This window comes from Clavibacter michiganensis subsp. tessellarius (assembly GCF_021922985.1).
Taxonomy (GTDB): domain Bacteria; phylum Actinomycetota; class Actinomycetes; order Actinomycetales; family Microbacteriaceae; genus Clavibacter; species Clavibacter tessellarius.
Genome location: NZ_CP040788.1, coordinates 635,698 through 660,938 on the forward strand (window position 1 = coordinate 635,698; position 25,241 = coordinate 660,938).

18 protein-coding genes are annotated in these 25,241 nt (G+C 74.6%); 12 read left to right on the top strand and 6 right to left on the bottom strand.

Annotation, left to right across the window (positions count from 1 at the left end):
- Positions 1-2: 2 nt before the first annotated feature.
- The 9 genes from tsf (at position 3) to FGG90_RS02975 (ending at position 7,642) form a co-directional block, all read left to right on the top strand.
- Entirely contained in the window at positions 3-830 is an 828-nt protein-coding gene (gene tsf / locus FGG90_RS02935) for a translation elongation factor Ts (RefSeq protein ID WP_086516196.1), read from the top strand.
- Between the two features lie 152 nt (positions 831-982).
- Complete coding sequence (pyrH, locus tag FGG90_RS02940) at positions 983-1,699, top strand: UMP kinase (protein ID WP_094130633.1); 717 nt, start codon at positions 983-985, stop codon at positions 1,697-1,699.
- Positions 1,700-1,845: 146 nt separating this feature from the next.
- A complete protein-coding gene (frr, locus tag FGG90_RS02945) occupies positions 1,846-2,364 on the top strand; it encodes a ribosome recycling factor (RefSeq protein WP_214582230.1) in 519 nt (172 codons plus the stop codon).
- Complete coding sequence (locus tag FGG90_RS02950) at positions 2,365-3,405, top strand: phosphatidate cytidylyltransferase (protein ID WP_094130629.1); 1,041 nt, start codon at positions 2,365-2,367, stop codon at positions 3,403-3,405.
- A gap of 10 nt (positions 3,406-3,415) precedes the next feature.
- Positions 3,416-3,961: a DivIVA domain-containing protein gene (locus FGG90_RS02955; RefSeq protein ID WP_086516144.1), complete on the top strand. Its 546-nt coding sequence runs from the start codon at positions 3,416-3,418 to the stop codon at positions 3,959-3,961.
- 193 nt (positions 3,962-4,154) lie between these two features.
- Entirely contained in the window at positions 4,155-4,784 is a 630-nt protein-coding gene (locus FGG90_RS02960; protein WP_237583503.1) for an aggregation-promoting factor C-terminal-like domain-containing protein, read from the top strand.
- A 68-nt stretch (positions 4,785-4,852) separates the two neighbouring features.
- Positions 4,853-6,583, top strand: coding sequence for a cation:proton antiporter (locus FGG90_RS02965; RefSeq protein WP_094130626.1), 1,731 nt, complete (start codon positions 4,853-4,855; stop codon positions 6,581-6,583).
- Between the two features lie 34 nt (positions 6,584-6,617).
- Positions 6,618-6,914 carry a hypothetical protein gene (locus FGG90_RS02970; protein ID WP_063072682.1) on the top strand — a complete coding sequence of 99 codons (297 nt, stop codon included), beginning with the start codon at positions 6,618-6,620 and terminating at the stop codon, positions 6,912-6,914.
- On the top strand, positions 6,911-7,642 hold the full coding sequence (locus FGG90_RS02975) for an alpha/beta hydrolase (protein WP_094130623.1): 732 nt from the start codon (positions 6,911-6,913) through the stop codon (positions 7,640-7,642). The genes FGG90_RS02970 and FGG90_RS02975 overlap by 4 nt, the downstream gene beginning before the upstream one ends.
- Positions 7,643-7,654: 12 nt before the next feature.
- On the opposite strand, the gene FGG90_RS02980 is transcribed toward FGG90_RS02975, so the two are convergent.
- A complete protein-coding gene (locus FGG90_RS02980; protein ID WP_094130621.1) occupies positions 7,655-8,713 on the bottom strand; it encodes an AI-2E family transporter in 1,059 nt (352 codons plus the stop codon).
- A 25-nt stretch (positions 8,714-8,738) separates the two neighbouring features.
- A complete protein-coding gene (locus FGG90_RS02985) occupies positions 8,739-10,508 on the bottom strand; it encodes a coiled-coil domain-containing protein (RefSeq protein WP_094130619.1) in 1,770 nt (589 codons plus the stop codon).
- 283 nt (positions 10,509-10,791) lie between these two features.
- Between FGG90_RS02985 and FGG90_RS02990 the strand changes: the two genes are divergently transcribed.
- Together FGG90_RS02990 and FGG90_RS02995 are read left to right on the top strand one after the other, a co-directional pair.
- Positions 10,792-12,642, top strand: a complete 1,851-nt coding sequence (locus tag FGG90_RS02990; protein ID WP_094130617.1) for a hypothetical protein — start codon at positions 10,792-10,794, stop codon at positions 12,640-12,642.
- On the top strand, positions 12,639-13,691 hold the full coding sequence (locus FGG90_RS02995; RefSeq protein WP_237583504.1) for a tetratricopeptide repeat protein: 1,053 nt from the start codon (positions 12,639-12,641) through the stop codon (positions 13,689-13,691). Before FGG90_RS02990 ends, FGG90_RS02995 begins: the two co-directional genes overlap by 4 nt.
- A 75-nt stretch (positions 13,692-13,766) precedes the next feature.
- On the opposite strand, the gene glgB is transcribed toward FGG90_RS02995, so the two are convergent.
- On the bottom strand, positions 13,767-16,343 hold the full coding sequence (glgB, locus tag FGG90_RS03000) for a 1,4-alpha-glucan branching protein GlgB (RefSeq protein WP_094130613.1): 2,577 nt from the start codon (positions 16,341-16,343) through the stop codon (positions 13,767-13,769).
- Positions 16,340-18,430: an alpha-1,4-glucan--maltose-1-phosphate maltosyltransferase gene (locus FGG90_RS03005; protein WP_378143591.1), complete on the bottom strand. Its 2,091-nt coding sequence runs from the start codon at positions 18,428-18,430 to the stop codon at positions 16,340-16,342. Before FGG90_RS03005 ends, glgB begins: the two co-directional genes overlap by 4 nt.
- A gap of 656 nt (positions 18,431-19,086) precedes the next feature.
- Here FGG90_RS03005 and glgP point away from each other — a divergent pair.
- Complete coding sequence (glgP, locus tag FGG90_RS03010; RefSeq protein ID WP_094130611.1) at positions 19,087-21,642, top strand: alpha-glucan family phosphorylase; 2,556 nt, start codon at positions 19,087-19,089, stop codon at positions 21,640-21,642.
- Between the two features lie 54 nt (positions 21,643-21,696).
- On the opposite strand, the gene FGG90_RS03015 is transcribed toward glgP, so the two are convergent.
- Both FGG90_RS03015 and FGG90_RS03020 read right to left on the bottom strand, forming a co-directional pair.
- Complete coding sequence (locus FGG90_RS03015; RefSeq protein ID WP_237583505.1) at positions 21,697-23,061, bottom strand: hypothetical protein; 1,365 nt, start codon at positions 23,059-23,061, stop codon at positions 21,697-21,699.
- Between the two features lie 122 nt (positions 23,062-23,183).
- A complete protein-coding gene (locus FGG90_RS03020) occupies positions 23,184-25,241 on the bottom strand; it encodes a glycogen debranching protein (RefSeq protein WP_094130609.1) in 2,058 nt (685 codons plus the stop codon).

The window sequence follows — 25,241 nt, forward strand, 5'->3', positions numbered from 1 at the left end:
GCATGGCGAACTTCACTGCCGCTGACGTCAAGGAGCTGCGCGACCGCCTCGGCGCCGGCATGATGGACAGCAAGAACGCGCTGGTCGAGGCCGACGGCGACATCGAGAAGGCCATCGAGATCCTGCGTCTCAAGGGCCAGAAGGGCAACGCCAAGCGCGGCGACCGCTCCACCGCCGAGGGCCTCGTCGCCGCGTCCGAGGAGGGCGGCGCCGCCACCCTCATCGAGCTCGCGTGCGAGACCGACTTCGTCGCCAAGAACGACAAGTTCATCGCGCTGTCCGAGTCCGTCCTCGCCGCGGTCGTCGCGGCCGGCGCGTCCACCGTCGAGGAGGCCCTCCAGGCCCCCGCCGGCGAGCAGACCGTCGACCAGCTGATCAGCGACCAGGCGGCCATCCTCGGCGAGAAGATCGCGCTCCGCCGCGTCGCCCGCCTCGCCGGCGAGCACCAGGAGGTCTACCTCCACCGCACGTCGAAGGACCTCCCGCCCCAGGTCGGCGTCGTCGTCGACTACTCGGGCACGGACGCCGAGACGGCGCGCAGCATCGCCCAGCACATCGCGTTCGCGAACCCCGAGTACCTCGCCCGCGAGGACGTCCCGTCCGACAAGGTCGAGGCCGAGCGCGCGATCGTCACCGAGATCTCCCGCAACGAGGGCAAGCCCGAGGCCGCCCTGCCGAAGATCATCGAGGGTCGCCTCACCGGCTACTTCAAGCAGGTCGCGCTCCTCGAGCAGGACTACGCGAAGGACAACAAGCAGTCGGTCAAGAAGGTCGTCGAGGCTGCGGGCCTCACGATCACGGGCTTCGCCCGCTTCAAGGTCGGCGCCTAGCACCACCACGGGGAGCCCGGGTCATCGCGACCCGGGCTCCCTTCTCCATGCCCGGGCGAGGTCCGGCCGCGATCCGCGGTCGTCCGGCCGGGCGCCACAGTAGATTGGACCGGGGCCGGATGCGGCTCGGACCGAGGGACGGGAACAGCAGCATGACCGATCAGACCACCAGGCGCCGCGTCCTCCTCAAGCTCTCGGGGGAGTCGTTCGGCGGCGGCCAGATGGGCGTCGACCCGGACGTCGTGAGCGCCCTCGCCCGCGAGATCGCCGAGGCCGCGCAGACCGTCGAGGTCGCCATCGTCGTGGGCGGCGGCAACTTCTTCCGCGGCGCGCAGCTCTCGCAGCGCGGCATGGACCGCGGCCGCGCCGACTACATGGGCATGCTCGGCACCGTGATGAACGCCCTCGCCCTGCAGGACTTCCTCGAGCAGGCCGGCGCCGCGACGCGCGTGCAGTCCGCCATCTCGATGACGCAGGTCGCCGAGCCGTACATCCCCCGCCGCGCGGAGCGCCACCTCGAGAAGGGCCGCATCGTCATCTTCGGCGCCGGCGCCGGGCTGCCGTACTTCTCCACCGACACCGTGGCCGCCCAGCGCGCGCTGGAGATCCAGGCCGTCGAGGTCCTCGTCGCCAAGAACGGCGTCGACGGCGTCTACACGGGGGACCCGCGCACGGATCCGTCCGCGACGCTCCTCGACACCCTCACCTACCAGGACGCGCTCCAGCAGGGCCTCAAGGTCGTCGACTCGACGGCCTTCAGCCTCTGCATGGACAACGACATGAAGATGGTCGTCTTCGGCATGGAGCCGGGCGGCAACGTCACGCGCGCCATCCGGGGCGAGCGCATCGGCACGATCGTCTCCAACTGACGAGGCCCCGCCCGCCGGTCCCGCGGCCGCGCCGGGCGGGCGCCTCTCCCCATCCGCGTTAAGATCGATCGGGCGCCTGCCGCGCCCGCGCTACCGAAGGAGAACCCGTGACCGTCGCCGAAGTCCTCGCAGATGCCCGAGACCGGATGGGCAAGGCCGTCGAGTCGGTGAAGGAGGACTTCGGATCCGTGCGCACGGGCCGTGCCAACCCCGCCCTCTTCCAGAAGGTCCTGGTCGAGTACTACGGCAGCCCCACGCCGCTCGGCCAGCTCGCGAGCATGAACAACCCGGAGGCGCGGACGCTCATCGTCACGCCCTACGACAAGACCGCGCTCAAAGAGATCGAGAAGGCGCTCGTCAACGTCCCCAACCTCAGCGCGACGGTCGGCAACGACGGCGAGATGGTCCGGCTGACGCTCCCCGAGCTCACGGAGGACCGCCGCAAGGAGTTCGTGAAGATCGTCCGCGGCAAGGCCGAGGAGGGACGCGTGAGCGTCCGCAACATCCGACGCCGCTCCAAGGACGAGCTGGACGCGCTGAAGGGCGAGGTCGGCGACGACGAGGTGGCCCGCGGCGAGAAGGAGCTCGAGGCCCTCACGAAGACGCACACCGACCAGGTAGACGACGCGCTGAAGCGCAAAGAGACCGAACTCCTCGAGGTCTAGGTGGACAGCCCCGACGATCCCGCCGAGCGGACGCCCGTCGTCCCGCCCCCGGCGGGCCCCGGCGGCGCTCCGCGGATCCGGCGGCACCGCGGCCGCGTGACCCGCGCGGACTTCGAGGCGCAGGTCCAGGCCACGCGGGCCGACCTCACGGCGCAGGTGCGCGCGACGCGCGCCTCGCTCGAGGCGACGAACGACCGCATCAACGCGCGCACTGGACGGAACCTCCTGTTCGCCGTGTCCGTGGGCCTGCTCCTCGGCGGGGTCGTGCTCGTGAGCCTCGTGGTGGTGAAGGAGCTCTTCCTCCTGATCGCGATGGCGCTCATGGCGTTCACCGCGTACGAGCTCGCCACGGCCCTCCGCCAGGCCGGGCGACGGGTCCCACGCGTCGGATCCGTGGTCGCGGTCGTCGCCTACCTGCCGATCACCTACTTCTGGCGGCCGGACGGGCAGTGGCTCGGCCTCCTCGGGGTCATGGCCGGGCTCGCGCTCTGGCGCGTGGTCGAGCAGGCGGTGCCGGCCCGGCGCACGTCCGCGCGCGCGCTCGCGGGCGACGTCGGCTCGAGCCTGTTCCTGCTCGCCTACGTCGGGCTGCTCGGCTCGTTCGCCGTGCTGCTGACAGCGGGCGACGGCGGGGAGTGGTGGACGCTCGCGTTCCTCATCCTCGTCGTCTGCTGCGACACGGGCGCCTACGTCGCCGGCCTCAACTTCGGCAAGCACCCCATGGCGCCGACGATCAGCCCGAAGAAGACGTGGGAGGGGTTCGCGGGCGCCGCGATCGCGGCCGTGCTGGCGGGCATCCTCCTGGCGGTCTTCATGATCGACCAGCCCGTGTGGTTCGGGGCGCTCATGGGCCTCGTCATCGTGGTGACCGCGACGATGGGCGACCTCGCCGAGTCGCTCATGAAGCGCGACCTCGGCGTGAAGGACATCAGCTCCTGGCTGCCGGGCCACGGCGGCTTCCTCGACCGGCTCGACTCGATCCTCCCGTCCGCCGCGGTGGCCTACGCGCTGTTCCTCATCGTCCAGGGAGTTCCCTCGTAGGATGTCCCGGATGACCACCACCTTCCCGAGCGCCGGACGCCGCGAGCGCGGCTACGACCCCGCCCAGGTCGACGCCTTCCTGCAGGACGCGCGCCGCTGCTACGACGACGAGGCCGACCGCTCCCTCACCTCGGAGACCATCCGGCGCGTCTCCTTCGACATGCGCCGCGGCGGGTACTCGGCCGCCGCGGTGGACCGCGTGCTCGAGCGCCTCGAGGACGCCTTCGCGGTGCGCGAGCGCGACCGCACGGTGGCGCGCGTCGGCGCGGACGCCTGGAACGCGGAGGCACGGAGGGCGGCCCAGGAGATCCTCGACCGGGTCAGCCGGCCGGCGGGGGAGCGCTTCGACCGCGCGGGCTTCCTGACGACCGGGTACGACCGCCGCGAGGTGGACCGCTTCGCGGACCGCGTCGCCAAGTACTTCCGCGGCACGAAGCCCATGAGCGTCGACGACGTGCGCACCGTGGCCTTCCACCCCCGTCGCGGCGGCTACCGCGAGGCGCAGGTCGACCTGCTCCTCGACGCGGTGGTCGACGTCATGAACGCCGTCCGCTGACCGATCCCACTCCTCCTCCACCGCATCCGCGCCTGGCAGGACGCCCCCGATCCCGCCCTCGACTCGCCATCCAGGTAACGGTTGGGTAAAGTCGTGCGGAGTTATGGGTAGACACGCGCACGACCTCGCTCCTCGCCAGCCGCTCACCGCCGCGCCGAGGCCCGTCCGCCGACGCCGGTCGGCGTTCTCCCGCGTGGCGGCCCCCACCATCGCGTTCGGCGCGGCTGCCGCCTTCATGCTCGTCAACGTCGTGGATCCCACGTCCGGGGCCGTCGCCAACCCGCAGTACCAGGAGTACCAGGCGACCGTGGCGCAGCTCGCCCGGGCCGACGCGCAGACGCTCACGGTCGCCTCCGCCCAGACGACCGTCGACATCGAGCCGGGCTTCCAGTCCGTCGCCCCGCCGCCGCCGCCCCCGCCCGTCGCGGCCGCACCTGCGCCGTCCACGGGGACCGGGTCCGGTTCGGGCTCCAAGTCCTCCGGCTCCGGCGCGCCCTCGGGTGGCTCCGTGGCCATCCCGGATCCCGGCAGCGCCCGCGGCATCGCGCGCAGCATCCTCGCCTCGCAGGGCATGGGCGACGACCAGTACGCCTGCCTCGACTACCTCTGGACCAAGGAGTCCGGCTGGCGCGTCAACGCGTACAACCCCAGCGGGGCCTACGGCATCCCGCAGGCCCTCCCCGGCAGCAAGATGGCGTCCGCGGGCGCCGACTGGCAGACCAACCCCGCCACGCAGATCGTGTGGGGCCTCGGCTACATCGACTCGCGCTACGGCTCGCCCTGCGGCGCGAAGGCGCACAGCGTCCTGAAGAACTGGTACTGACCCGACGCCCGTCCGGACCGCGATCCGGACGGGCGTCCGTCGTCCGCCCGGCGGGCTAGCCTCGGAGGATGGACTACGCGGCTCTCGGCGTCGCCGGGATCGCGACCCTGGTCGCCGTCACCCTGCTCGCGCGGCGCATCCGGGTGGCCACGCCGCTCGTGCTCGTGCTGGTGGGCGTCGGCGTCTCCTTCCTCCCGGGCGTGCCGCCGGTCGAGGTCCCCCCGGAGCTGATCCTCGCGGGAGTCCTCCCGCCGCTGCTCTACGGAGCCGCGGTGACGGTGCCGCTCGTCGACCTCCGTCGCAACCTCCGCACGATCGTGAGCCTCTCCGTCGTGCTCGTGCTGGTGTCGGCAGGCGGGATCGGGCTGCTGATCTACGCGCTCTTCCCGAACCTGTCCTTCGCGGGCGCGCTCGCCCTCGGCGCCGTCGTGAGCCCGCCGGACGCCGTGGCGGCGACGAGCATCGCCCGGCGCCTGGGCCTGCCGCCGCGCCTCGTCACGGTGCTCGAGGGCGAGGGCCTCGTCAACGACGCGACCGCCCTGGTGCTGCTGCGGACGTCCATCGCGGCGGTCGGCGCGACGATCGACCTCTGGCAGGCCGCGGGCGGCTTCCTCCTCTCCGCGGTGGGCGCGCTCGCCATCGGGATCGCCGTCGGGGCCCTGACGACCGAGATCCGGCGGCGCCTCGACGACCCCGTGCTCGACACGGCCATCTCCTTCGCGGTGCCGTTCGTGGCCTTCATCCCCGCGGAGGAGGTCGGGGCCTCGGGCGTGCTCGCGGTCGTCGCCGCGGGCATCTGGTCGGGGCACCGCAGCGCGTCCACGCTGTCGGCGCAGTCGCGCATCAACGAGCGGCTCAACTGGCGGACCGCGCTGTTCGTGCTCGAGAACGGGGTCTTCCTCGTGATGGGGCTGGAGCTGCGCGACATCCTCGACGAGGTGCACGAGGCCGACCTGGGCGTGGGCAGGGCGGTGCTGTACGGGATCCTCACCCTCACGGTGCTGACGCTCATCCGCTTCGCCTTCCTCGTGCCCCTGCTGCTGGGGCTCCGCCGCCACGAGCAGCGCGCCGCGGATCGCGCGCGACGCGTCGGGCACTGGCTGGAGCGGCTCCGACGCGCGCGGGGCGACGACCGGCCGAGCCGCCGGGAGCGCCGTGCGGCTCGGATCCTCCAGCGGCGCCGCGCCGACATCGAGGCGCTCCGCTCGCAGGGCCTCGGCTGGCGCGGCGGGCTCGTGCTCGGCTGGGCCGGCATGCGCGGCGTGGTGACGTTGGCCGCGGCGCAGTCGCTCCCGTCGGGGACGCCGTACCGGGCGCAGCTCGTGCTCATCGCCTTCACGGTCGCGATTGCGTCCCTGCTCGTCAACGGCGGCACGCTCCCGGCGGTCATCCGCCTGAGCGGCATCCGGGGGAGCGACGAGGTCGAGGACGAGCGCGACCTCGCCGAGCTGGTGTCGGAGCTCGCGGACGCCGGGATCCGCGCGCTCGACGAGGGGGCGCGGGGCCTTCCCGACGGCCAGGAGGTCGACCCCGAGGTGGTCGAGCGCGTGCGGCGCGACACGGCCCTGCGCGCGGAGTGGGCGAGCGAGCGCGCCGAGGCGATGGCGGCCGACGACGACGCGCCGCTCACCCCGCGCGCGACCTACCTGCTGCTCCGTCGCCACGTCCTCGACGCCGAGCGCCAGGCGCTGCTCGAGGCGCGCGGCTCGGGCACGCACCCGTCGCGGGTCCTCGCCCGCGCGCAGCGGATGCTGGACCACGAGGAGGCCCGCCTCGGCCGGCAGAGCGACGCCGGCTGACGGGACGGCGCGGCGCGCGGCCTAGGATCGGATCATGCCGCGCAGCAATCGACCCCGGGGGAGACGCCGCCCGGGGGACGAGGACGAGGACGTGCTGACGCGCCTCCTCAGCGGCTCGCAGCACACGGAGACCCGGCGCGGACGCGTGTGGAACGTGCAGCCCGTCTCCGCGGCCCGCGCGCTCAAGGTCTACCGCTGCCCCGGCTGCCTGCTCGACATCGAGCCGGGCCACGCGCACGTCGTCGCGTGGCGCGCCGACGGGATGATGGGCGAGGAGAGCGACCTCGCCGCCCGCCGGCACTGGCACTCCCACTGCTGGAAGGTCTCATGACGGACACCGCGCCCCGCCCCATCACGAGCTCCACGGAGCTGCCCGCCCGGCGCGAGGAGGTCGAGCTCCGGACGGCCGACGGCCTGCGCCTCGTGGGCGAGCTGGCGCTGCCGGCCGACCGCGATCCCGTCGCCACGCTCGTGACCCTGCACCCGCTGCCCACCGCCGGCGGCTTCATGGACTCGCACGTGCTGCGCAAGGCGGCGCTCCGCCTCCCCGCCCTCGCCGACCTGGCGGTGCTGCGCTTCAACACGCGCGGCACGACGTCGGCCCGGGGGACCAGCGAGGGCGCGTTCGACGGCGGCGAGGGGGAGCGGCACGACCTCGCGGCGGCCATGGACCTCGTGGCGGCGCGCGGTCTGCCGGCTCCCTGGATCGTCGGCTGGTCGTTCGGCACGGAGATCGCGCTGCGGCACGGCCGGGCGCACCCCGTCGAGGGCGCCGTGCTGCTGTCGCCCCCGCTGCACCGGGCGAGCGCCGAGGAGGTCGCCGCCTGGCACGGCGACCCGCGGCGCCTCGTGATCCTCGTGCCCGAGCACGACGACTTCCTCCAGCCGGCCGAGGCGCGGGAGCGGTTCGCGTCGGTGCCGGAGGCGGAGCTCATCGCGGTCGACGGCGCCAAGCACCTGTGGGTGGGCGAGTCGCAGGTGTCCCGCGTGCTCACCGAGATCGTGCGAGCGGTCCACCCGACGGCGCTACCGCTCCCGACGGAGTGGCCCGTCGTCTGACCCGTTCGGTCGTCAGCGCTCGTTCTGGAGCGGGACCGCCACCTGCCGGATGATGAGCAGCACCGCGGCGGCCACCGGCACCGCGATGAGCGCGCCGAGCACGCCGAGCAGCGTGCCACCCGTGAGCGCCGCGATGACCACGATGACGCCGGGCACCTTCACGGCGCGGTTCATGATGTTGGGGCTGAGGACGTACGCCTCGATCTGCATGTAGACGAGGTAGTACACGGCCACCGCGATCCACGTGTTCATCGACTCCGGCAGCAGCACGACCTGGCCGAGGACGATGAGCGCCGAGCCCGTGATGGTTCCGACGAGCGGCAGCAGCGAGAAGAGGAACGCGATGAAGGCCCACACGGCGGGGAGCGCCGCGCCCACGATGCTGAGGTAGACGAAGCTCAGCACGCCGTTGCACAGCGCGAGCCCCACCTGCCCGGTGACGTACCGGCCGACCGACTGGGTGATCTGCTCGGCGATGTCGGCGAAGCGCGCGCGGCGGGTCGCCGGCACCAGCTTGTAGACGCCGCTCTTGAAGGAGTTGAGCGAGGCCGTGAAGTACATCGTGAGGATCACGATGATGACCATGCCGAAGAGGAAGTTGCCGATGGTGAAGGCGACGTTGATGACGTTGCCCGTGATGGTCGCGACGTTGGAGGCGTTCGACAGGTAGGCGATGAGCTGGTCGGCGCCGCTCTGCACGTCGAAGACCTCGCGCGGCACGAACGACTGCAGGTTCGCGATGAACTGGTCTCCGCTCACGCTCTGGGCGTAGTCGACGATCTGCGAGACGAGCGCGCTCGCCTGGTTGACGACCACCGGGATCACGGCGAGGAGCACGCCGGCGAGGGAGCCGAGGAGCACGAGGAAGATCACGAGGATGGCGACCGGGCGCGGCACCCCCTTGCGCTCCAGGAAGGTGACGAGCGGGTCGATGCCGAGCGCCAGGAAGATGGCGGTGCCCACGTACGTGAGCACCGTGCCGAGGGAGACGAGCGCGCCGCCGATGACGAGCGCGGTGAGCACGCCGAGCCCGGCCAGGAGCCCGAGCCGGTAGGGGTTCTGGATCTTCACGTCGGGACCTCCGAGTCGGCGGCGCTCAGCGCTCGGTGCGGGAATCGTCGGAGGAGGCGTCGTCCGCCTGGGTCAGCACGCCGCGGACGTTCTCGAGGTACGCGGCCACCGCCTCGCGCTCGATCCTAATGCGGTCGAGGCGCTCCTCCGCGTCGGCCACCGTCTCGCGGGAGCGGCGCTCCGCGTCGGCCAGGGTCTCGCGGGCGCGGCGCTCGGCGTCGGCGATCGCGGCGCGGGCGTCGTGGTCGGCGTCCTCGCGCACGGAGCGGGCGGCCTCGCGGCTCTCGACCGCGAGCTCCTCCGCCTCCTGCCGTGTGGAGGCGAGGAGCGCCGTGACCTCCTGCAGCCGCGCCTCGGCCTCGCCCAGGTACGCGGCGGTGCGCTCGGCGGCGTCGCGCTGGCGCTCGGCGGCGTCCTGCGCGTCGTGGTCGCGCCGGGCGGTGATCTCGGCGTCGAGGTCGAGGTGCCCCTGCTCGATCTCGCGGCTGAGGGCCAGGCGCGCCTCGTCGGCCTCCGCGCCGAGGATCCGGCGCGTCTCGGCCGCCTCCCGCTCGAGGCGGAGCCGCTCGGCCTCGCGGCGGTCGGCCTCCAGGTCCTCGGCCTCGGCGATCTCCCGCTCGAGCGCCGTGCGCGCGGTGACGGCCTCCAGCTCCAGCTGCTCCCGGGTGGCGCGCGTCTCGAGGGCGAGCTGCTCGGTGCCCGCCGCGATGTCGCGGGCGAGGTCCGTGCGCGCCTCGTCGACGTCGCGCGCGAGCTCCGCACGGGCGGTCGCGACCTCGAGGTCGAGCGCCTCGCGCGTCTCCGCGATCTCGCGCTCGAGCGACGCGCGCGTCTCCTCGACGTCACGGTCGAAGGCGGTTCGCTCCGCCTGGATGCGGCGGTCGAAGTCGTCGCGCGACGCCTGCAGCTCGCGGGCCCAGTCGGTGCGGGCCTGCTCGACCTCGCGGTCGAGGTCGGCGCGGGTGCGCTCGTCGAGCTCGGCGAGGGCGATGCGCTGGGTCTCCGTCTCGAGGCCGAGGCGCTCCTCGACCTCGCGGACCTCGCGGTCGAGGTCGGCGCGCTCCTCGGCGACGGCCTCGTCGTGGCGGGCGCGGGCGTCCGCGAGCTCCCGCTCGAGGGCGCCGCGGGCCAGGACGCTGTCACGGGCGAGGTCGGCGGCGTCCCGACGGGCCTCGTCGGTCTCCCGGTCGACCCGGGCGCGGAGCTCGGCGACCTCGCGGGCCACCTCGGCGCGCAGCGCCTCGGTCTCGCGCTCGGCCGTGCCGCGGAGGTCCGCGACCTCGGTGCGCGTGCGGAGGAGGAGGGCGGCGGCCTCGCGCTCGGCGTCGCTGCGGAGCCCCTCGGCGCGGTCGTCCGCGCGCTCCCGGAGGTCGTCGGCCTCGCGGCGGGCGGCGTCGACGATCTGGGCGGCCTGCGCCCGGGCGGAGTCCACGAGGTGGCGGGCGGTGGCCTCGGCCTCGGCGCGCTGCGCGTCCGTCTCCTCCTGCGTGGCGCGACGGAGGCGCGCGGCGTCCGCGTCGGCCTGGGCGACGAGCCGCGTGGACTGCTCCTCGGCGACGCGGAGGGTGGCCTCCAGGCGGGATCCGAGCCCCGCGAAGGTGGGGCTGCCCACCTCCTCGAGCTCGTCGCGCAGCTCGCCCTCGACGCGGCGCAGGCGCTCGGCCTCGGCGCGCGCCTCGGCGGCGAGCTGGTTGGAGCGGATGAGCTCGCGGCGGAGGTCGCCGACCGCCCGATCGACCTCGTCGCGGTTGTAGCCGCGCATGGCAGGGCTGAACGGGGTGTCGTCGTGGGGCACGGGGACTCCTTGTCGGGCGTCCGCGCACGCGGGGGCGGGCGCGGCAGGTGCCGATCCTACCGAGACCGGCCCCCCTCCTCCGCGGGGCGTCCCCGGGGACGGAGGCGGCGGGAGGGGAGGCGCTCCCAGGGTCGTCCGGTATCCTTCGATGTCGTCGTCCGCCGCCGCCCGCCCGCATGTCGGCGGTGCGTCGCCCGGGCATCGCGCTCGTCGGCCGCCGCGGTCGCCGTGCCGGCCGCCGCCATCACCGCGGCCGCCCGCGACGACACGAGAGGAGACACCCGTGCGATTCGTCCTGGCGATCGCGACCTTCGTGGTCGCCGCCCTCATGATCGGGCTGGGCATCGCCCAGCACACGTTCCTGGCCGGACCCGACCGCATCACCGCGTCGACTTCGTCCGCCGGGGGCGCGGCCTACACGGTCATCGACGGGAAGACGCTCAACGCGCACCCCGGCCTGCAGGACACCGTGGCCCGCGGCGAGGGCGAGGTCTTCGCCGCCTACGGCCCCACGACCGACGTCGAGGCGTGGGTGGGCACCAGCCCCTACACGCGCGTCGCGGTCGACGAGGCCGGCGCCCTGACCAGCGAGGTCGTCGAGCCCGAGGCGTCCACGCCGACGCCCGCACCCAGCGCCACGCCCGCCCCGGAGGGCGACTCCGGCGCCCCGGCGACCGTCACCTCCGCCGTCACCGACCCGCGCGGATCCGACCTCTGGCTCTCCGAGCAGACCGGCGAGGGCGAGCTGTCGCTCAGCACGCGCCTGCCGGACGACGTCAGCGTCATCCTCGCCACGGACGGCACGGCCGCGGCACCCGCCGAGGTCACGCTGTCGTGGCCCTCCGAGGGCGAGAGCCCGTGGGTCCTCCCGCTCGTGATCGGCGGCATCGTCCTGCTGATCGTCGGCCTCGTGCTCTACCTCCTCGCGCTCCGCCACCTCCGTCGGAGCCGCGGCCCGCGCCGCAACCTGCCGCCGCGCGGCGGCCCCCGCATCCCGCGCATCGGCCCGGCCGCCCGCCGCGCCGCGCTCACCGCCGGCACGGGCGCGGCCCCGCCCGCCCCGCGTCGCGGCCGTCGCAGCATGATCGCCCTGCCCGTGCTCGTCGTCACCGGCCTCGCCCTGAGCGGCTGCACGGCCCAGGGCGCGCCCGCCGCCCTCACCGCAGGCGTGGACTCCACGCCGACGCCGACCCCCACGTCGTCGCTCGACGCCGCGCGCGAGGCCGAGGACGCGGATCCGCCCGTCGTCACCGAGGACCAGGCCGCGCGCATCGTCTCGCGCGTCTCCGAGGTGGCCACGGCGGCCGACCAGGCGCTCGACGCTGACCAGCTGGCCCCGCGGTTCGCGGGTCCCGCGCTCCAGGAGCGCACGTCCGACTACACGGTGCGCAAGGCCAAGCCCGACATCGCGGCGGTCCCCGCCATCCCCGCGGGCGACCTCCAGCTCACGCTGCCGCAGGCCACCGTCGCCTGGCCGCGCACGATCGCCGCGGTCGTCAAGGACCCGGACGCGGACGACGCGCCGACCCTGTCGCTGACGCTCGTGCAGACGAGCCCGCGCGAGAACTACCGCGTCCTCTACGCCATGCCGATCTCCACCACGGCGGCGCTCCCGGACGTGGCGCCCGCCGCGATCGGCGCCGCGCGGCTCGCGCCCGACGTGAAGCTGCTCGCGGTGCAGCCCGACCAGCTGTCCGCGGCCTACGCGGACCTGCTGAACAAGGGCGACCAGAGCGAGTTCGCGGCGCTCTTCGACGCGACCGACGACGGCGTGCGCGCGCAGGACGCCAAGCGCAAGGTGGACTTCCCGGCCTCCATCGGCGAGACCGGCTCGGTCGAGTTCTCGGCCACGGCGGACTCCGCGACGCCCGTGGCCATGTCGACCGTCGAGTCCGGCGCGCTCGTGAGCGTCACCGTGAAGCTCGGCATCGTCGCGAAGCCCACCGCCCAGGGCGCCAAGGTCAACGCGAACCCGGAGGTGCAGGCCATCACCGGGCTCACCGACTCGGCGAAGGGCTTCGACACCGTGCGCACGGCGCAGATGCTCATGTACGTGCCCCCCGTGAACTCGGGGGAGAAGATCCGCCTGTACGCGTCCAGCACCCACATCACCTCGGCCAAGGAGCTCCCATGACGAACGTGCCCCCCTCCGCCGCCAGCCTCCGCGGCGCCGTCGACCTGTCGTCCCTCGTGAACCGCGCGCAGGCACCGGCCGCGCCCGCGGGTGGCGCGCCCGCCGCCGCCGGCGGTCCCGGTGCCCCCGCGGGCGCACCGGGCGCACCGGGCGCACCGGGCGCACCGGGCGCACCGGGCGCACCGGGCGCACCGGGCGCGCCGGGCGCGCCTCAGACGGTGGACGTGCCGGGCCTCGTGCTGGCCGCGGACGACGCGTCGTTCACGCAGTTCCTCGACATCTCGTCCGTCGTGCCCGTCGTCGTCGAGCTCGTCTCCACCGGGCTCGCGAGCAGCCGGGAGCTCTCGCCCGTGCTCGAGCGCGTCGTCACCGAGCAGGCGGGGCGCGTGCTGCTCGTCCGCATCGACGTCGACCAGAGCCCGCAGCTCGGCCAGGCATTCCAGGCGCAGACCGTGCCCACGGTCGCGGCGCTCATCGGCGGCCGCCCTGTGGGGCTCTTCGCCGGCGTGATCCCCGAGGACCAGGTCCGCGACGTCCTCCAGCAGGTGCTGGAGCTCGCGCAGCAGAACGGCGTGACCGGCCGGGCCGTGGCGCCCGACGCGTCCGCCGCCCCGGCGGCCCCGGTCGAGGAGCCGCTGCCCCCGCACCACGCCGAGGCGTACGCCTTCATCGAGCAGGGCGACTACGCGTCCGCGGCCGCGGAATACCGCACGGCCATCGCGCAGAACCCGCGGGACGCGCTCGCGGTCGCCGGCCTGGCGCAGGTCAGCCTCCTGCACCGCCTCGACGGGAAGGCGGCGGACGAGATCCGCGGCGCCGCCGCGGCGGCGCCCGAGGACGTGGACGCGCAGCTGCTCGTCGCCGACCTCGACCTGTCGGGCGGCCACGTGGAGGACGCGTTCGCGCGCCTGCTCGAGCTCTTCCCGTCGGCCGACGCCGAGGGGCGCGAGGCCGTCCGTCAGCGCCTCCTCGAGCACTTCGAGGTCGTCGGCCTCGAGGACCCGCGCGTCGCGGTCGCCCGCCGCCGGCTCACCCGCCTGCTCTACTGACGCGCGTCCGCACCGACGACGACGGCGCCGCACCCCGAGGGGTGCGGCGCCGTCGTCGTATGGGGCGGCTGCGGATCAGACCGTGGGCACCCGCGGGGTGCCGTCGTCGGATCCGGGGGCGTCGTCGGTCGCGGACAGCCCCTCCACGGGCGGCTGCGCGTCGGGCGACTGCGGCAGCACGGGCGCGTCTGCCGCGTCCCCGAAGGGCGTGCCGTCGACCCGGGACTCGTCCGCGTCGGGCGCCGCGTGGGCCGGGGCCTCGACGGGCGTGAGGTCCGCCGGGTCCTGCCGCAGGCGCAGCCAGAGGCCCGCGAGCGGCGGCAGCGTGAGCTCCGCGGAGGCGGGCCGGCCGTGCCAGCCGTCGTCGCCCGCGTGCACGGCGCCGAGGTTGCCGACGCCGGATCCGCCGAACTGCTCCGCGTCCGTGTTGAGGATCTCCTCCCAGACGCCCGCCTGCGGCAGCCCCAGCCGGTAGCCCGAGATGGGCGCGCCGGAGAAGTTGTGCACGACGGCGACCTGGTTCCCGTCGCGGTCGCGGCGGAGGAACGCCAGCACGTTGCGCTCGGCGTCTCCCGCGTCGATCCACTCGAAGCCGGCCGGGTCGTTGTCGAGCGCCCAGAGCGCGGGCGTGTCCACGTAGGTGCGGTTGAGCGATCCGACGAGGTCGAACAGGGCGCGGTGCACGGGCTGGTCGAGGATCCACCAGTCGAGCCCGCGCTCCTCGCTCCACTCGGACGGCTGCCCGAACTCCTGGCCCATGAAGAGCAGCTGCTTGCCGGGGTGCGACCACATGAACGAGAGGTAGGCGCGCACGTTGGCGAGCTTCTGCCAGTGGTCGCCCGGCATCTTGCCGACGAGCGAGCCCTTGCCGTGCACGACCTCGTCGTGGCTGATGGGGAGGAGGAAGTTCTCCGTGTACGCGTAGACCATCGAGAACGTGATCTGGCCGTGGTGGTACGCGCGGTACATGGGGTCGACGGCGCTGTAGTCGAGGGTGTCGTGCATCCAGCCCATGTTCCACTTGAGGCCGAAGCCGAGGCCGCCCTCGCTCGTGGGGCGCGTGACGCCGGGGAAGCTCGTGGACTCCTCCGCGATCATCACGATGCCGGGGTGGGTGCGGTACGCGGTGGCGTTGACCTCCTGGAGGAACGAGATCGCCTCCAGGTTCTCGCGGCCGCCGTGCACGTTCGGCAGCCACTGGCCCTCCTCGCGGGAGTAGTCGAGGTACAGCATCGAGGCCACGGCGTCGACCCGGAGGCCGTCGACGTGGAACTCCTCGAACCAGTACAGGGCGTTCGCGACGAGGAAGTTGCGGACCTGCGAGTGGCCGAAGTCGAAGACGAGCGTGCCCCAGTCCTGCTGCTCGCCGCGGCGGGGATCCGTGTGCTCGTAGAGCGGCTGGCCGTCGAACTGCGCGAGCGCGAAGGCGTCCTTGGGGAAGTGCGCCGGGACCCAGTCCACGATGACGCCGATGCCCGCCCGGTGCAGGGCGTCGATGAGGGACTTGAGGTCGTCCGGGGAGCCGAAGCGCGACGTGGGCGCGTAGTAGCCGGAGACCTGGTAGCCCCAGGACCCGCCGAACGGGTGCTCGGCCAGCGGCAGGAACTCCACGTGCGTGTACCGCAGCTCCTGGAGGTAGGCGACGAGCTCGCCGGCGACCTCGCGGTAGCCGAGGCCCGGGCGCCAGGATCCGAGGTGCATCTCGTACACGCTCATGGGGGAGTCGTGCGGGTCGCGCGCGGCGCGCTCCTCGAGCCAGGCGGCGTCGTCCCAGACGTAGTCGCTCGTCTCGACGCGCGACGCGGTGGCCGGGGGCACCTCGGTCATGCGGGCCATCGGGTCGGCCTTCTCGATCCACTGCCCGGCCTGCGTGAGGATCTCGAACTTGTACGAGACGCCCGGCTCCACGCCCGGGACGAAGAGCTCCCAGACGCCGTTGCCATCGAGGCGGCGCATCGCGTGCTGCACGCCGTCCCAGCCGTTGAAGCCGCCGATGACGCGGACCGCGCGGGCGTGCGGCGCCCACACGGCGAACGCGACGCCGACGTAGGTGCGCGCGACGCCCCAGTGCTCGCGGTGCTGGGCGCCGAGGACGTCCCAGAGGCGCTCGTGGCGGCCCTCGCCGAAGAGGTAGAGGTCGAGGTCGCCGACCGTCGGGAGGAAGCGGTACGGGTCCTCGGCGGTCCAGGTGCCGCCGTCGCCGTAGCGCGCCTCGACCTGGTAGTCCTGCAGGCCGAGCACGTGCGCGCCCTGCCAGACGCCGTGGCCGAGGTGGGCGAGCTCGACGCGGGCACCGCTGGCGAGGACCACGGAGACGCCCTCGGCGAGCGGCCGGAGCGCCCGGACGACCACGAGGTCGTCGGAGACGCCGTCGATCGCGACCGGGTGCTGGCCGAGGACCGAGTGCGGTCCGGAGTGGACGCCCTCGGCGACGGCGCGCAGGTCGTGGTCGGCGACCTCGGGGAGGCGGATCGGGTCGGCGGCGGCGGCGGGGGAGCCCGCGGCGTCCGCGGCCGTCGCGTCGTCGTCGTCGGCCGGGGGCACGACCACGTCGGCGCCCGCCTCGGGCCGCGGCTCGGCGGCGGGCGGCACGACGACGTCGGCGCCGTCCCTCGGGTCCTGCTGGGGGGTGGTGTCGGTCATGTCCGTCATCCCTTCGATGCGGTCGGGTGGACCCGGAACACGTGCACGGGGTGCGTGAACGCGTCGAGCCGGACGAAGTTGGAGGTCGACCACGTGTAGACGTCGCCCGTGAGGAGGTCCTCGACGTCGAACACGGCGTCCTCGGCGAGGCCGAAGCGGGTCGGGTCGAGGTAGACCTGGGTCTCGCGCGCGGAGTGCGGGTCGACGTTGGCGACCACGAGGATCGTGTCGGCCTCGCCCGTGCCGGTGTGCTCGGCCGCGAGGTGCTTGGAGTAGACGAGGATCGAGTCGTCGTCGCTCCAGTGCACGTCGAGGTTGCGCAGCTGGCGGAGCGCGGGGTGCTGGCGGCGGATCTCGTTGAGGCGCGTGATCTCGGGCGCGATGGAGCCGCCGAGCTCCTCCTGGCGCGCCCAGTCGCGCGGCTTGTACTCGTACTTCTCGTTGTCGATGTTCTCCTCGGCCCCGGGGCGCGCGACGTTCTCGATCAGCTCGTAGCCCGAGTAGATGCCCCACGACGGCGACGCGGTCGCGGCGATGGCGGCGCGAATCCGGTACGCGGTCCGCCCGCCGAACTGCAGGTAGGGCGTGAGGATGTCGTGCGTGTTGGCGAAGAAGTTCGGGCGCAGGTAGTCGCTCGTCTCGTGGCTGACCTCGGTGAGGTACTCCTCGAGCTCCTTCTTCGTGTTCCGCCAGGTGAAGTACGTGTACGACTGCTGGAACCCGATCTTGGCGAGCGTCCGCATCATGGCGGGGCGCGTGAACGCCTCGCTGAGGAAGATCGCGTCGGGCTCGTCGCGCATCACCTGGTGGATGAGGCGCTCCCAGAACACGAGCGGCTTGGTGTGCGGGTTGTCGACGCGGAAGATCTTGACGCCGAGGCCGAGCCACACGCGCATGACGCGGAGCATCTCCCGGTACGACCCCTCCGGGTCGTTGTCGAAGTTCAGCGGGTAGATGTCCTGGTACTTCTTCGGCGGGTTCTCCGCGAAGGCGATGGAGCCGTCGGGCAGCGTGGTGAAGAGCTCGGGGTGCGTCGTGACCCACGGGTGGTCGGGCGAGGCCTGCAGCGCGATGTCGATCGCGAGCTCCATGCCGTGGTCGGCGACCGCGGCCACGAACTCGCGGAAGTCGTCGACCGTGCCGAGCTCGGGGTGGATGCTGTCGTGCCCGCCGTCCTCGGAGCCGATGCCGTAGGGCGATCCCGGGTCGTGGGGCCCCGCGGTGAGCGTGTTGTTCGGGCCCTTGCGGTTGGTGCGGCCGATGGGGTGCACCGGCGGGATGTAGACGACGTCGAAGCCCATGTCGCGGATCGCGGGGAGGCGGCGCGCGGCGGTGGCGAACGTGCCGCTCGTCCAGGAGCCGTCCTCGTGCTCCACGGCGCCCTCGGAGCGGGGGAAGAACTCGTACCAGGAGCCGACGGCCGCGCGCTCGCGCTCGACGACGATCGTGCGCGGGGGCGAGAGGGTGACGAGGCTGCGGACGGGCACGCGGTCGATCGCGGCGTGGACCTCGGCGGACGTCGCGGCGGCGAGGCGCTCCTCGGCGGTGCGGCCGGCGTCGGCGACCTCGGCGAGGGCGTCGCGGAGGACGCGCCGGTCGTCGGCCCTGCGGGCGTCGTCCGCGGCGGCGCGCTCGAGGAGCTCGGCGCCGAGGGCGAGCATCACGTCGACGTCGAGGCCAGCGGGGACCTTGATCTCCGCGTTGTGCAGCCAGGTGCCGAAGTCGTCGGACCACGCGCTGACGCGCCACGTCCAGACGCCCTGCGTCTCGAGCTGGGCCGTCGTGGTCCAGCGGTCGAGGCCGGGCTTCGTGGCGTCGAGCGACATGCGGTGCGACGTGACCGCGCCCGACGGGTCGGTGAGCTCGACGTCGGCGCCGATGAGGTCGTGGCCCTCGCGGAAGATCGTCGCGCCGAAGGGGACCACGTCGTGGACGAAGGACTTGGCGGGCCAGAGGTCGTCCTCGATCTGCGGGGTGAGCGACAGGATCGGGATGCGGCCGATGACGGGGACGTGGTCGTCCTCGGGGGCGTCGGCCTCGGGTGCGGCCGGCTGTACGGGCGTGGGCGCCGGGGCGTCCGCGGCCGGCGTCGCCACGTGCTCCGCGGGGACCGGCCGCTCGGCGGGAGCGGACCCCGCCGCGTCGACGACCGGCGTCGTGGCGGCCTCGGCGACCGGCGCGGCGTGGCGCGGGGCGGGGGCGGATGCGGGCACCGCGGCGGCCTCGGGCGCGGCGGGCTGCGCGGTCGCGGGCGTGGCGGGCTGCGGATCCGCGGCGGGCTGCGCCTCCGCGGCGGGTGCGGCCGGCGCGGTCGGCGGCTCGGGCGCGCGGGTCGGCTCGGGCGCGGCGGTCGGCTCGGGCGCCGTCGGCGCGACCGGCGTCGCCTGCTCGGGGGCCGCCGGCTCGGGCGCCTCGGGGATCAGCGGGGGCAGCGGGGCGGGCGGGCGCTGGGCGTCCTGGGCCTTCTGGGCCTTGGCGGCCTTGCGGGCCGCACGGCCGCGCACCGGGCGGGGGAGGGGATCGGGTCCGTCCTGGGGTGTGGTCACTGTTCGACCGTAGCCCGTGCGCCCTCCGGCTGTCGCTCGCCGCGGCGCGGAGGGACGCCGTCCGGATGCCCGACGCCGCCGCGTCACCCCGCGTCCGGGCCCCGTCCACGCGGGCGCCCGACCCTGGTGCGGTCCACCCCGCGCGCCTAGGCTCGGGGCCGAGCGCGCGGGTGCCTCTCGCCGCCGAACCGGTCCGAGGGAGTCCCGTGAAGGCCATCCGCAGATTCACCGTCCGTGCCGTCCTCCCGGAGGAGCTGTCCGCGCTGGACGAGCTCGCCGGGAACCTCCGGTGGTCCTGGTACGAGCCGACGCGTCGCGTGTTCGCGCACGTCAGCCCGGAGCTCTGGGAGGGCACCGGGCACGACCCGGTGGCGCTCCTCGGCGCGGTCGACCAGGAGCGGCTCCGCGAGCTCGCGGCCGACGAGGGCTTCGTGGCGTGGGCCGAGGAGCAGCGGGCCGACCTCCGCGCGTACTGCGAGCAGCCGCGCTGGTACCAGTCGCTCGAGGGCGACGTGCCCGAGGCCGTCGGCTACTTCTCGCCCGAGTTCGGGATCGCCGCGGCGCTGCCGCAGTACTCGGGCGGCCTCGGCATCCTCGCGGGCGACCACCTGAAGAGCGCGTCCGACCTCGGCGTCCCGCTCGTGGGCGTCGGCCTCTTCTACCGCTCCGGCTACTTCCGCCAGGGGATCTCCTCCGACGGCTGGCAGCAGGAGACCTACCCGGTCTTCGACCCGGACGGCCTGCCGCTCCAGGTGCTGCGCGACGCCGACGGCCGGCCCGTGCAGATCGCCCTCGGGCTGCCCGCCGACCGCACCTTGCACGCGCGCATCTGGCAGGCGCGCGTGGGCCGGATCCCGCTGCTGCTGCTCGACACCGACGTGCCCGACAACGACGACGACCTCCGCGGCGTGACCGACCGGCTCTACGGCGGCGGCGGCGAGCACCGGCTGCACCAGGAGCTGCTGCTCGGCATCGGCGGCGTGCGCGCCATCGCCGCGCACGCGCGCGTCACCGGATCGCCCGTGCCGCGGGTCTTCCACACCAACGAGGGCCACGCCGGCTTCCTCGGCCTCGAGCGGATCTCCGCGCTCATGGCGGAGGGCCTCGACTTCGACGAGGCCCTCCAGGTCGTCCGGGCGGGCACGGTGTTCACGACGCACACGCCCGTCCCCGCCGGCATCGACCGCTTCGACGTGGAGCTCGTGCGCGCGCACGTGACCGACGCGCTCCTGCCGGGCGTGCCGCGCGACCGCGTGCTGGAGCTCGGCGCCGAGGCGCACGACGGCGGCGACCTGGGCGTGTTCAACATGGCGCTCATGGGGCTCCGCCTCGCCCAGCGCGCGAACGGCGTCTCGCAGCTGCACGGCGAGGTCAGCCGGGGCATGTTCGCGGGGCTGTGGCCGGGGTTCGACACCGAGGAGGTGCCGATCACGAGCGTCACGAACGGCGTGCACGCGCCCACGTGGACGGATCCGATGCTCATGTCGCTCGCGGGCGAGCGCCTCGGCACGACGGACACGACCGCCGCCGACTGGTCCTCCCCGGCCGTGACCGACGGCGACCTGTGGGACGTCCGCGGCCGGATGCGCCGCCAGCTCGTCGCCGACGCCCGCCGCCGCGTCGTCCGTGCCTGGCGCGAGCAGAACCCGGGCGGCGTCGAGCCGGCGTGGCTCGAGGACGTGCTCGACCCGGAGGTGCTCACCATCGGCTTCGCGCGCCGCGTGCCGACCTACAAGCGCCTGACCCTGATGCTCCACGACCGGGAGCGCCTCCGCCGCATCCTCACCGACCCGGACCGGCCCGTGCAGATCGTGGTCGCCGGCAAGTCGCACCCGGCGGACGACGAGGGCAAGCGCCTCATCCAGGAGCTCGTGCGGTTCGCGGCCGAGCCCGAGATCCGCGGCCGGCTCGTGTTCCTGCCCGACTACGACATCGGCATGGCGCAGCTGCTCTACCCGGGCACCGACGTGTGGCTCAACAACCCGCTGCGGCCGCTGGAGGCCTGCGGCACGTCCGGCATGAAGGCGGCGCTGAACGGCGCGCTCAACCTGTCGATCCTCGACGGCTGGTGGAACGAGTACTTCGACGGCGGCAACGGCTGGGCGATCCCGTCCGCCGACCGCGCGCACGACGGCGCCGAGCGCGACGCGATGGAGGCGACGGCGCTGTACGACCTCATCGAGAACCGGATCGCGCCGCGCTTCTACGAGCGCGACGCGGACGGCGTGCCCGCCGGCTGGGTGCACGACATCCGCCACACGCTCCGGACGCTCTCGCCCGAGCTGAGCGCCGACCGCATGGTGCGGCAGTACGTCGAGCGGCTGTACGTGCCCGCCGGCCGGGCCCAGCGGATCGTCGCGGCCGACGACCACGCGCGCGCCCGGGAGCTCGCGGCCTGGCGGCGGCGCATCGTCGCGGCCTGGCCGTCGGTGCAGGTCGCGCACGTGGAGTCGGAGGGCGTGGGACCCCACGCGCAGGTGGGCGACGAGCTGCGCGTGCGCGCGTGGGTCGCGCTCGGCGGGCTCCACGCGGACGACGTCAGGGTCGAGGTCGTGCACGGGCGCACCGGCGAGGGGGACGTGCTCACGGACGTCGTGCGGCACGCGCTCGCGCCCGTCGGCGGCTCCGGCGGCCAGCAGGAGCACGTGGGCACCGTGCCGCTGCGCTCGGCGGGGCCCTTCGGGTACACCGTGCGGGTGGTGCCGCGGCACGAGCTGCTCGCGTCGAGCGCGGAGCCGGGGCTGGTCGCGGTCGCGGGCTGATCGTGGCGGCGCGCGCCCGGCATCCGGCGCGCGCCGCCCGCCGGCCCCCGCGGGTCAGGCTGGTGTCGCGGAGAGCTTCGCGGCGAGCACCTCGGCGAAGCGCGCGTAGCCGCGGTCGTTCGGGTGGTTGTCCGGGCCCATCCAGCCGTACGGGTCGCTCGCGCCCTCGCCCACCATCCGCGGGATGTGGGCGCCGATGTCGAACACGTCGGCGAGCGGATCGGCCGAGGCCGCGTCGCGCAGCGCCCCGAGGTAGTCGGCCCACGTCGTGCCGCGGATGGGCAGCGTCGTCCGCTCGTAGGGCGGCGTGAAGAGGATGGGCGCCTCGCTCGTGGTGCGGATCAGCTCGATGAGCACGGCCGCGTCCGACCGCACCTGCTCGGGCGTGCGCACCACCACGTCGTTGATGAGGTGCTCGGGCATCCAGAGGTCGAGCTCGAAGCGCGGGGCCGAGCGGATCCAGGTGCTCACCCCGTCGGGACGCGCCCGCTCCGAGAGCTGCCACAGCTGCGAGCCCGAGTTGCCGCCCTCGATCACGTGGATCCCGCGGTCCTCGTCGCCGTCGAACAGCCACGCGCCCTCGAGCTCCGGCTTCCCGCCCGCCCACGCCACGGCGATCTCGTGCTCGGCGGACTCCAGGACGGGGCTCCTCCAGGTGAGCGAGCCGCCGACGTCGGCGCGCACCGTCTCGGGCTCGCCGCCGTCGATCGTGATGGTGACGGCGGCGTCGAGCCCGGGCGCCCACCAGCAGACGCGCGCCGAGGTGATGCGCGCCCGATAGGTGCCGGGGCCGGACGCCTCGGTGAGCGGCACGACGCGGCGCCCCCAGCCGTGGCGACCGCCCGCGACCGTCGGGCCGGCGAAGGCGAAGCCCTGGTCGGCGGGGACGGTGACCTGGTGGCGGGACGCGACGTAGTCGAGGCCGCCGCGCGCGCCGGACGGGAACGCGGCGCGCAGCCGGTCGCGCAGCTGCGCCGGGTAGGCGTGCTGCAGGGTCGTCGCGCCCTGGCCCTCGGCGATGCTGTCGCCCAGCACGCCGATCGCGAGCCGCCGGCCGCGCACGTCGGCGCGCAGCGCGTAGAAGCCCGCGAGGGCGTCGTCAGGGGCGTAGGTCATGGGCGCGACGGGCGGGCCGCCGGACGCGGTGACGGCGGCGGCGGGCGGATCCGCGGGGGCGGGGGACGGACCCGCGGAGGCGCTCGCCGCGGGGTCGGCCTGACGCGGGGTGGCGGTGCAGCCCGCGACCGCGGCGACCGCGGACAGCGCCGCGAGGCCGCCGCCGGCCACGAGGGCGCGGCGGGTGAGCGTGCGTCGCCGGTCCGCGTCCGCGGGCGGGCGCTCGGGGCGGGGGCCCTCGTCGCGGCGGGAGATGTCGGCGGGGCCGCCGCCGGCGGGCGGAGCGGGGGAGTCCTCGGTCACGTGCGGCCTCCTCGTGCTCGGGCGCGGCGGGGCGCGGGGGATCGTGCGGTGCCGTCCCAGCAGAGCACAGCACCCCCGCGCGACGCGAACCCTCCGCGGCCCCCGTCCGGGTGGACGGCGGATCAGGTCGCGCGGTAGATCCGCAGCGCCGGGCCGCGCACCTCGACGCGGTCGCCCGGCGCGTCGTCCGCGGAGACGACCTCCGGGCGCTCCCACGCGCTCGACCACAGCAGGCGCCAGGCCGTGACGCCGTCCTGCTCCGGCAGCGTGACGGTCGCGGTCGTCTCCAGCCCGTGCACCACGACGAGGACCGTGTTCGGCTCCTCGGTCTCGGGCGTCGAGGCGCTGATCCACTGCAGCGTGCGTGTGCCCGTCGACTCCCACGCGGCCTCGGTCATGGGCGCGCCGTCCGCGTCGCGCCAGGCGAGCACCGACGCGCTCGGCACGCGGGCGTCGGGCTGCGCGTAGCGCACGGGCCGCAGCGCCGGGTTCTCGCGGCGGACGCGGATCAGGTGCCGCGTCGTCGCCTCGAGGTCGAGCCGCCACGCGTCCTCGTCGCGGTGCAGCCAGGTCGCCGCGTTGTCGAGGCAGTAGCCGTTGTTGTTCCCGCGCTGCGTGCGCCCGCGCTCGTCGCCCATCGTGATCATGGGGATCCCCGCGGAGACGAGGAGCGTGCCGAGGAGGTTCCGCGATGTGCGGCGGCGGGCGGCGAGGACGGCCGGATCGCGCGTCGGCCCCTCCACGCCGTGGTTCCAGGACCGGTTCGCGTCGGTGCCGTCGCGGTTCGACTCCCCGTTGCCGCTGTTGTGCTTGCGGTCGTAGGAGGTGAGGTCGGCGAGCGTGAAGCCGTCGTGGGCCGTGACGAACGAGACCGACGCGAGCGGGCCCCGGTCGGCGGCGAACGTGCCCGAGGACCCGGCGAGGCAGGAGGCGAGCGCCCCCACGCCGTGCGGCGCGCTGCCGGAGCGGCGGGCCTCGGCGACGTCCGTCAGCCAGAAGTCGCGCACCACGTCGCGGTAGCCGTCGTTCCACTCGCTCCAGCCGGATCCGAAGCCGCCCGTGCGCCAGCCGCCCATGCCCACGTCCCACGGCTCGGCGATCATCAGCAGCCCCCGGAGCGCCTCGTCCTCGACGATGGCGCGCAGCAGCGGGTGCTCCGGGTCGAAGTCGACGCGCTCGTCGCGGCCGAGGGCGACCGCGAGGTCGAAGCGGAAGCCGTCGACGCCCATCACGTCGGACCAGTGCTCGAGCGAGTCGAGCACGAGGCGCTGCGCGTCGGGCCGGGAGAGGTCGACCGTGTTGCCGCAGCCCGTCACGTCGATGGGCGTGCCGTCGGGCGCGTGCCGGTAGTACCGGGCGCCGTCGATGCCGCGGAGGCTCGTGACCGGGCCGTCGGCGCCCTCCTCGGCCGTGTGGTTGTAGACGACGTCGAGCACGACCTGGATCCCGGCGGCGTGCAGCGCGTCGACCATCCCGCGGAACTCGTCGGCGACCGCGTCGGCCCCGGCGTCGCGCGCCCGGCGGCTGGCGTAGGGCGCGTGCGGGGCGAGGTAGGCGAGCGTGTTGTAGCCCCAGTGGTTGATGCGGCCCTGCGCGCGCAGCCGCTCCTCGCTCGTGGACGCGTGCACGGGGAGCAGCTCCACGGTCGTGATCCCGAGCTCGACGAGCCGCTCGACGGACGCCGCGTGGCCGAGCCCCGCGTAGGTGCCGCGGAGGTCCTCCGGCACGCGCTCGTCGAGCTTGGAGAAGCCGCGGACATGCAGCTCGTAGACGACCTGGCGATCGCGCGGCACGACGGGGCGCGCGGCGCGGCGGGCGGCGCGCTCCTGCGCGGGCACCTCGCGCGTGGCGACCGAGCGCCACGCGGCGGGGCCCACCTGCACGAGGCCGCGGGCGTACGGATCCAGCAGGTGGCGCGTCGGGTCGAAGGAGTCGCCGGGCGCGGGGTCGCCGTCGACGCGCACGGAGTACGCGGTGCCGGGGACGAGCCGGGCGCTGGATCCCGTCCACACGCCGCCGTCGCCCCGCTCCATCGCCACGACCTCGACCGCGCGGCGGGGGTCGTCGACGTCCGCGACGGTGAGCTCCACGGCGGACGCGCCGTGGCTCACGACGCGCAGCGTGCCGCCCTGGTCGTGGAGCGTCAGCCCCAGGGGCACGGGCGGTCCGGGGCGCGGCAT

What these genes read in the sequence shown, in the direction of transcription:
- pyrH (WP_094130633.1), top strand. Translation starts at nt 983, where the DNA reads ATGACCGATCAGACCACCAGGCGCCGCGTCCTCCTCAAGCTCTCGGGG.
- FGG90_RS02995 (WP_237583504.1), top strand. Translation starts at nt 12,639, where the DNA reads ATGACGAACGTGCCCCCCTCCGCCGCCAGCCTCCGCGGCGCCGTCGAC.
- glgB (WP_094130613.1), bottom strand. Translation starts at nt 16,343, where the DNA reads ATGACGGACATGACCGACACCACCCCCCAGCAGGACCCGAGGGACGGC.
- tsf (WP_086516196.1), top strand. Translation starts at nt 3, where the DNA reads ATGGCGAACTTCACTGCCGCTGACGTCAAGGAGCTGCGCGACCGCCTC.
- FGG90_RS02965 (WP_094130626.1), top strand. Translation starts at nt 4,853, where the DNA reads ATGGACTACGCGGCTCTCGGCGTCGCCGGGATCGCGACCCTGGTCGCC.
- frr (WP_214582230.1), top strand. Translation starts at nt 1,846, where the DNA reads ATGGGCAAGGCCGTCGAGTCGGTGAAGGAGGACTTCGGATCCGTGCGC.
- FGG90_RS02970 (WP_063072682.1), top strand. Translation starts at nt 6,618, where the DNA reads ATGCCGCGCAGCAATCGACCCCGGGGGAGACGCCGCCCGGGGGACGAG.
- FGG90_RS03020 (WP_094130609.1), bottom strand. Translation starts at nt 25,241, where the DNA reads ATGCCGCGCCCCGGACCGCCCGTGCCCCTGGGGCTGACGCTCCACGAC.
- FGG90_RS02955 (WP_086516144.1), top strand. Translation starts at nt 3,416, where the DNA reads ATGACCACCACCTTCCCGAGCGCCGGACGCCGCGAGCGCGGCTACGAC.
- FGG90_RS02975 (WP_094130623.1), top strand. Translation starts at nt 6,911, where the DNA reads ATGACGGACACCGCGCCCCGCCCCATCACGAGCTCCACGGAGCTGCCC.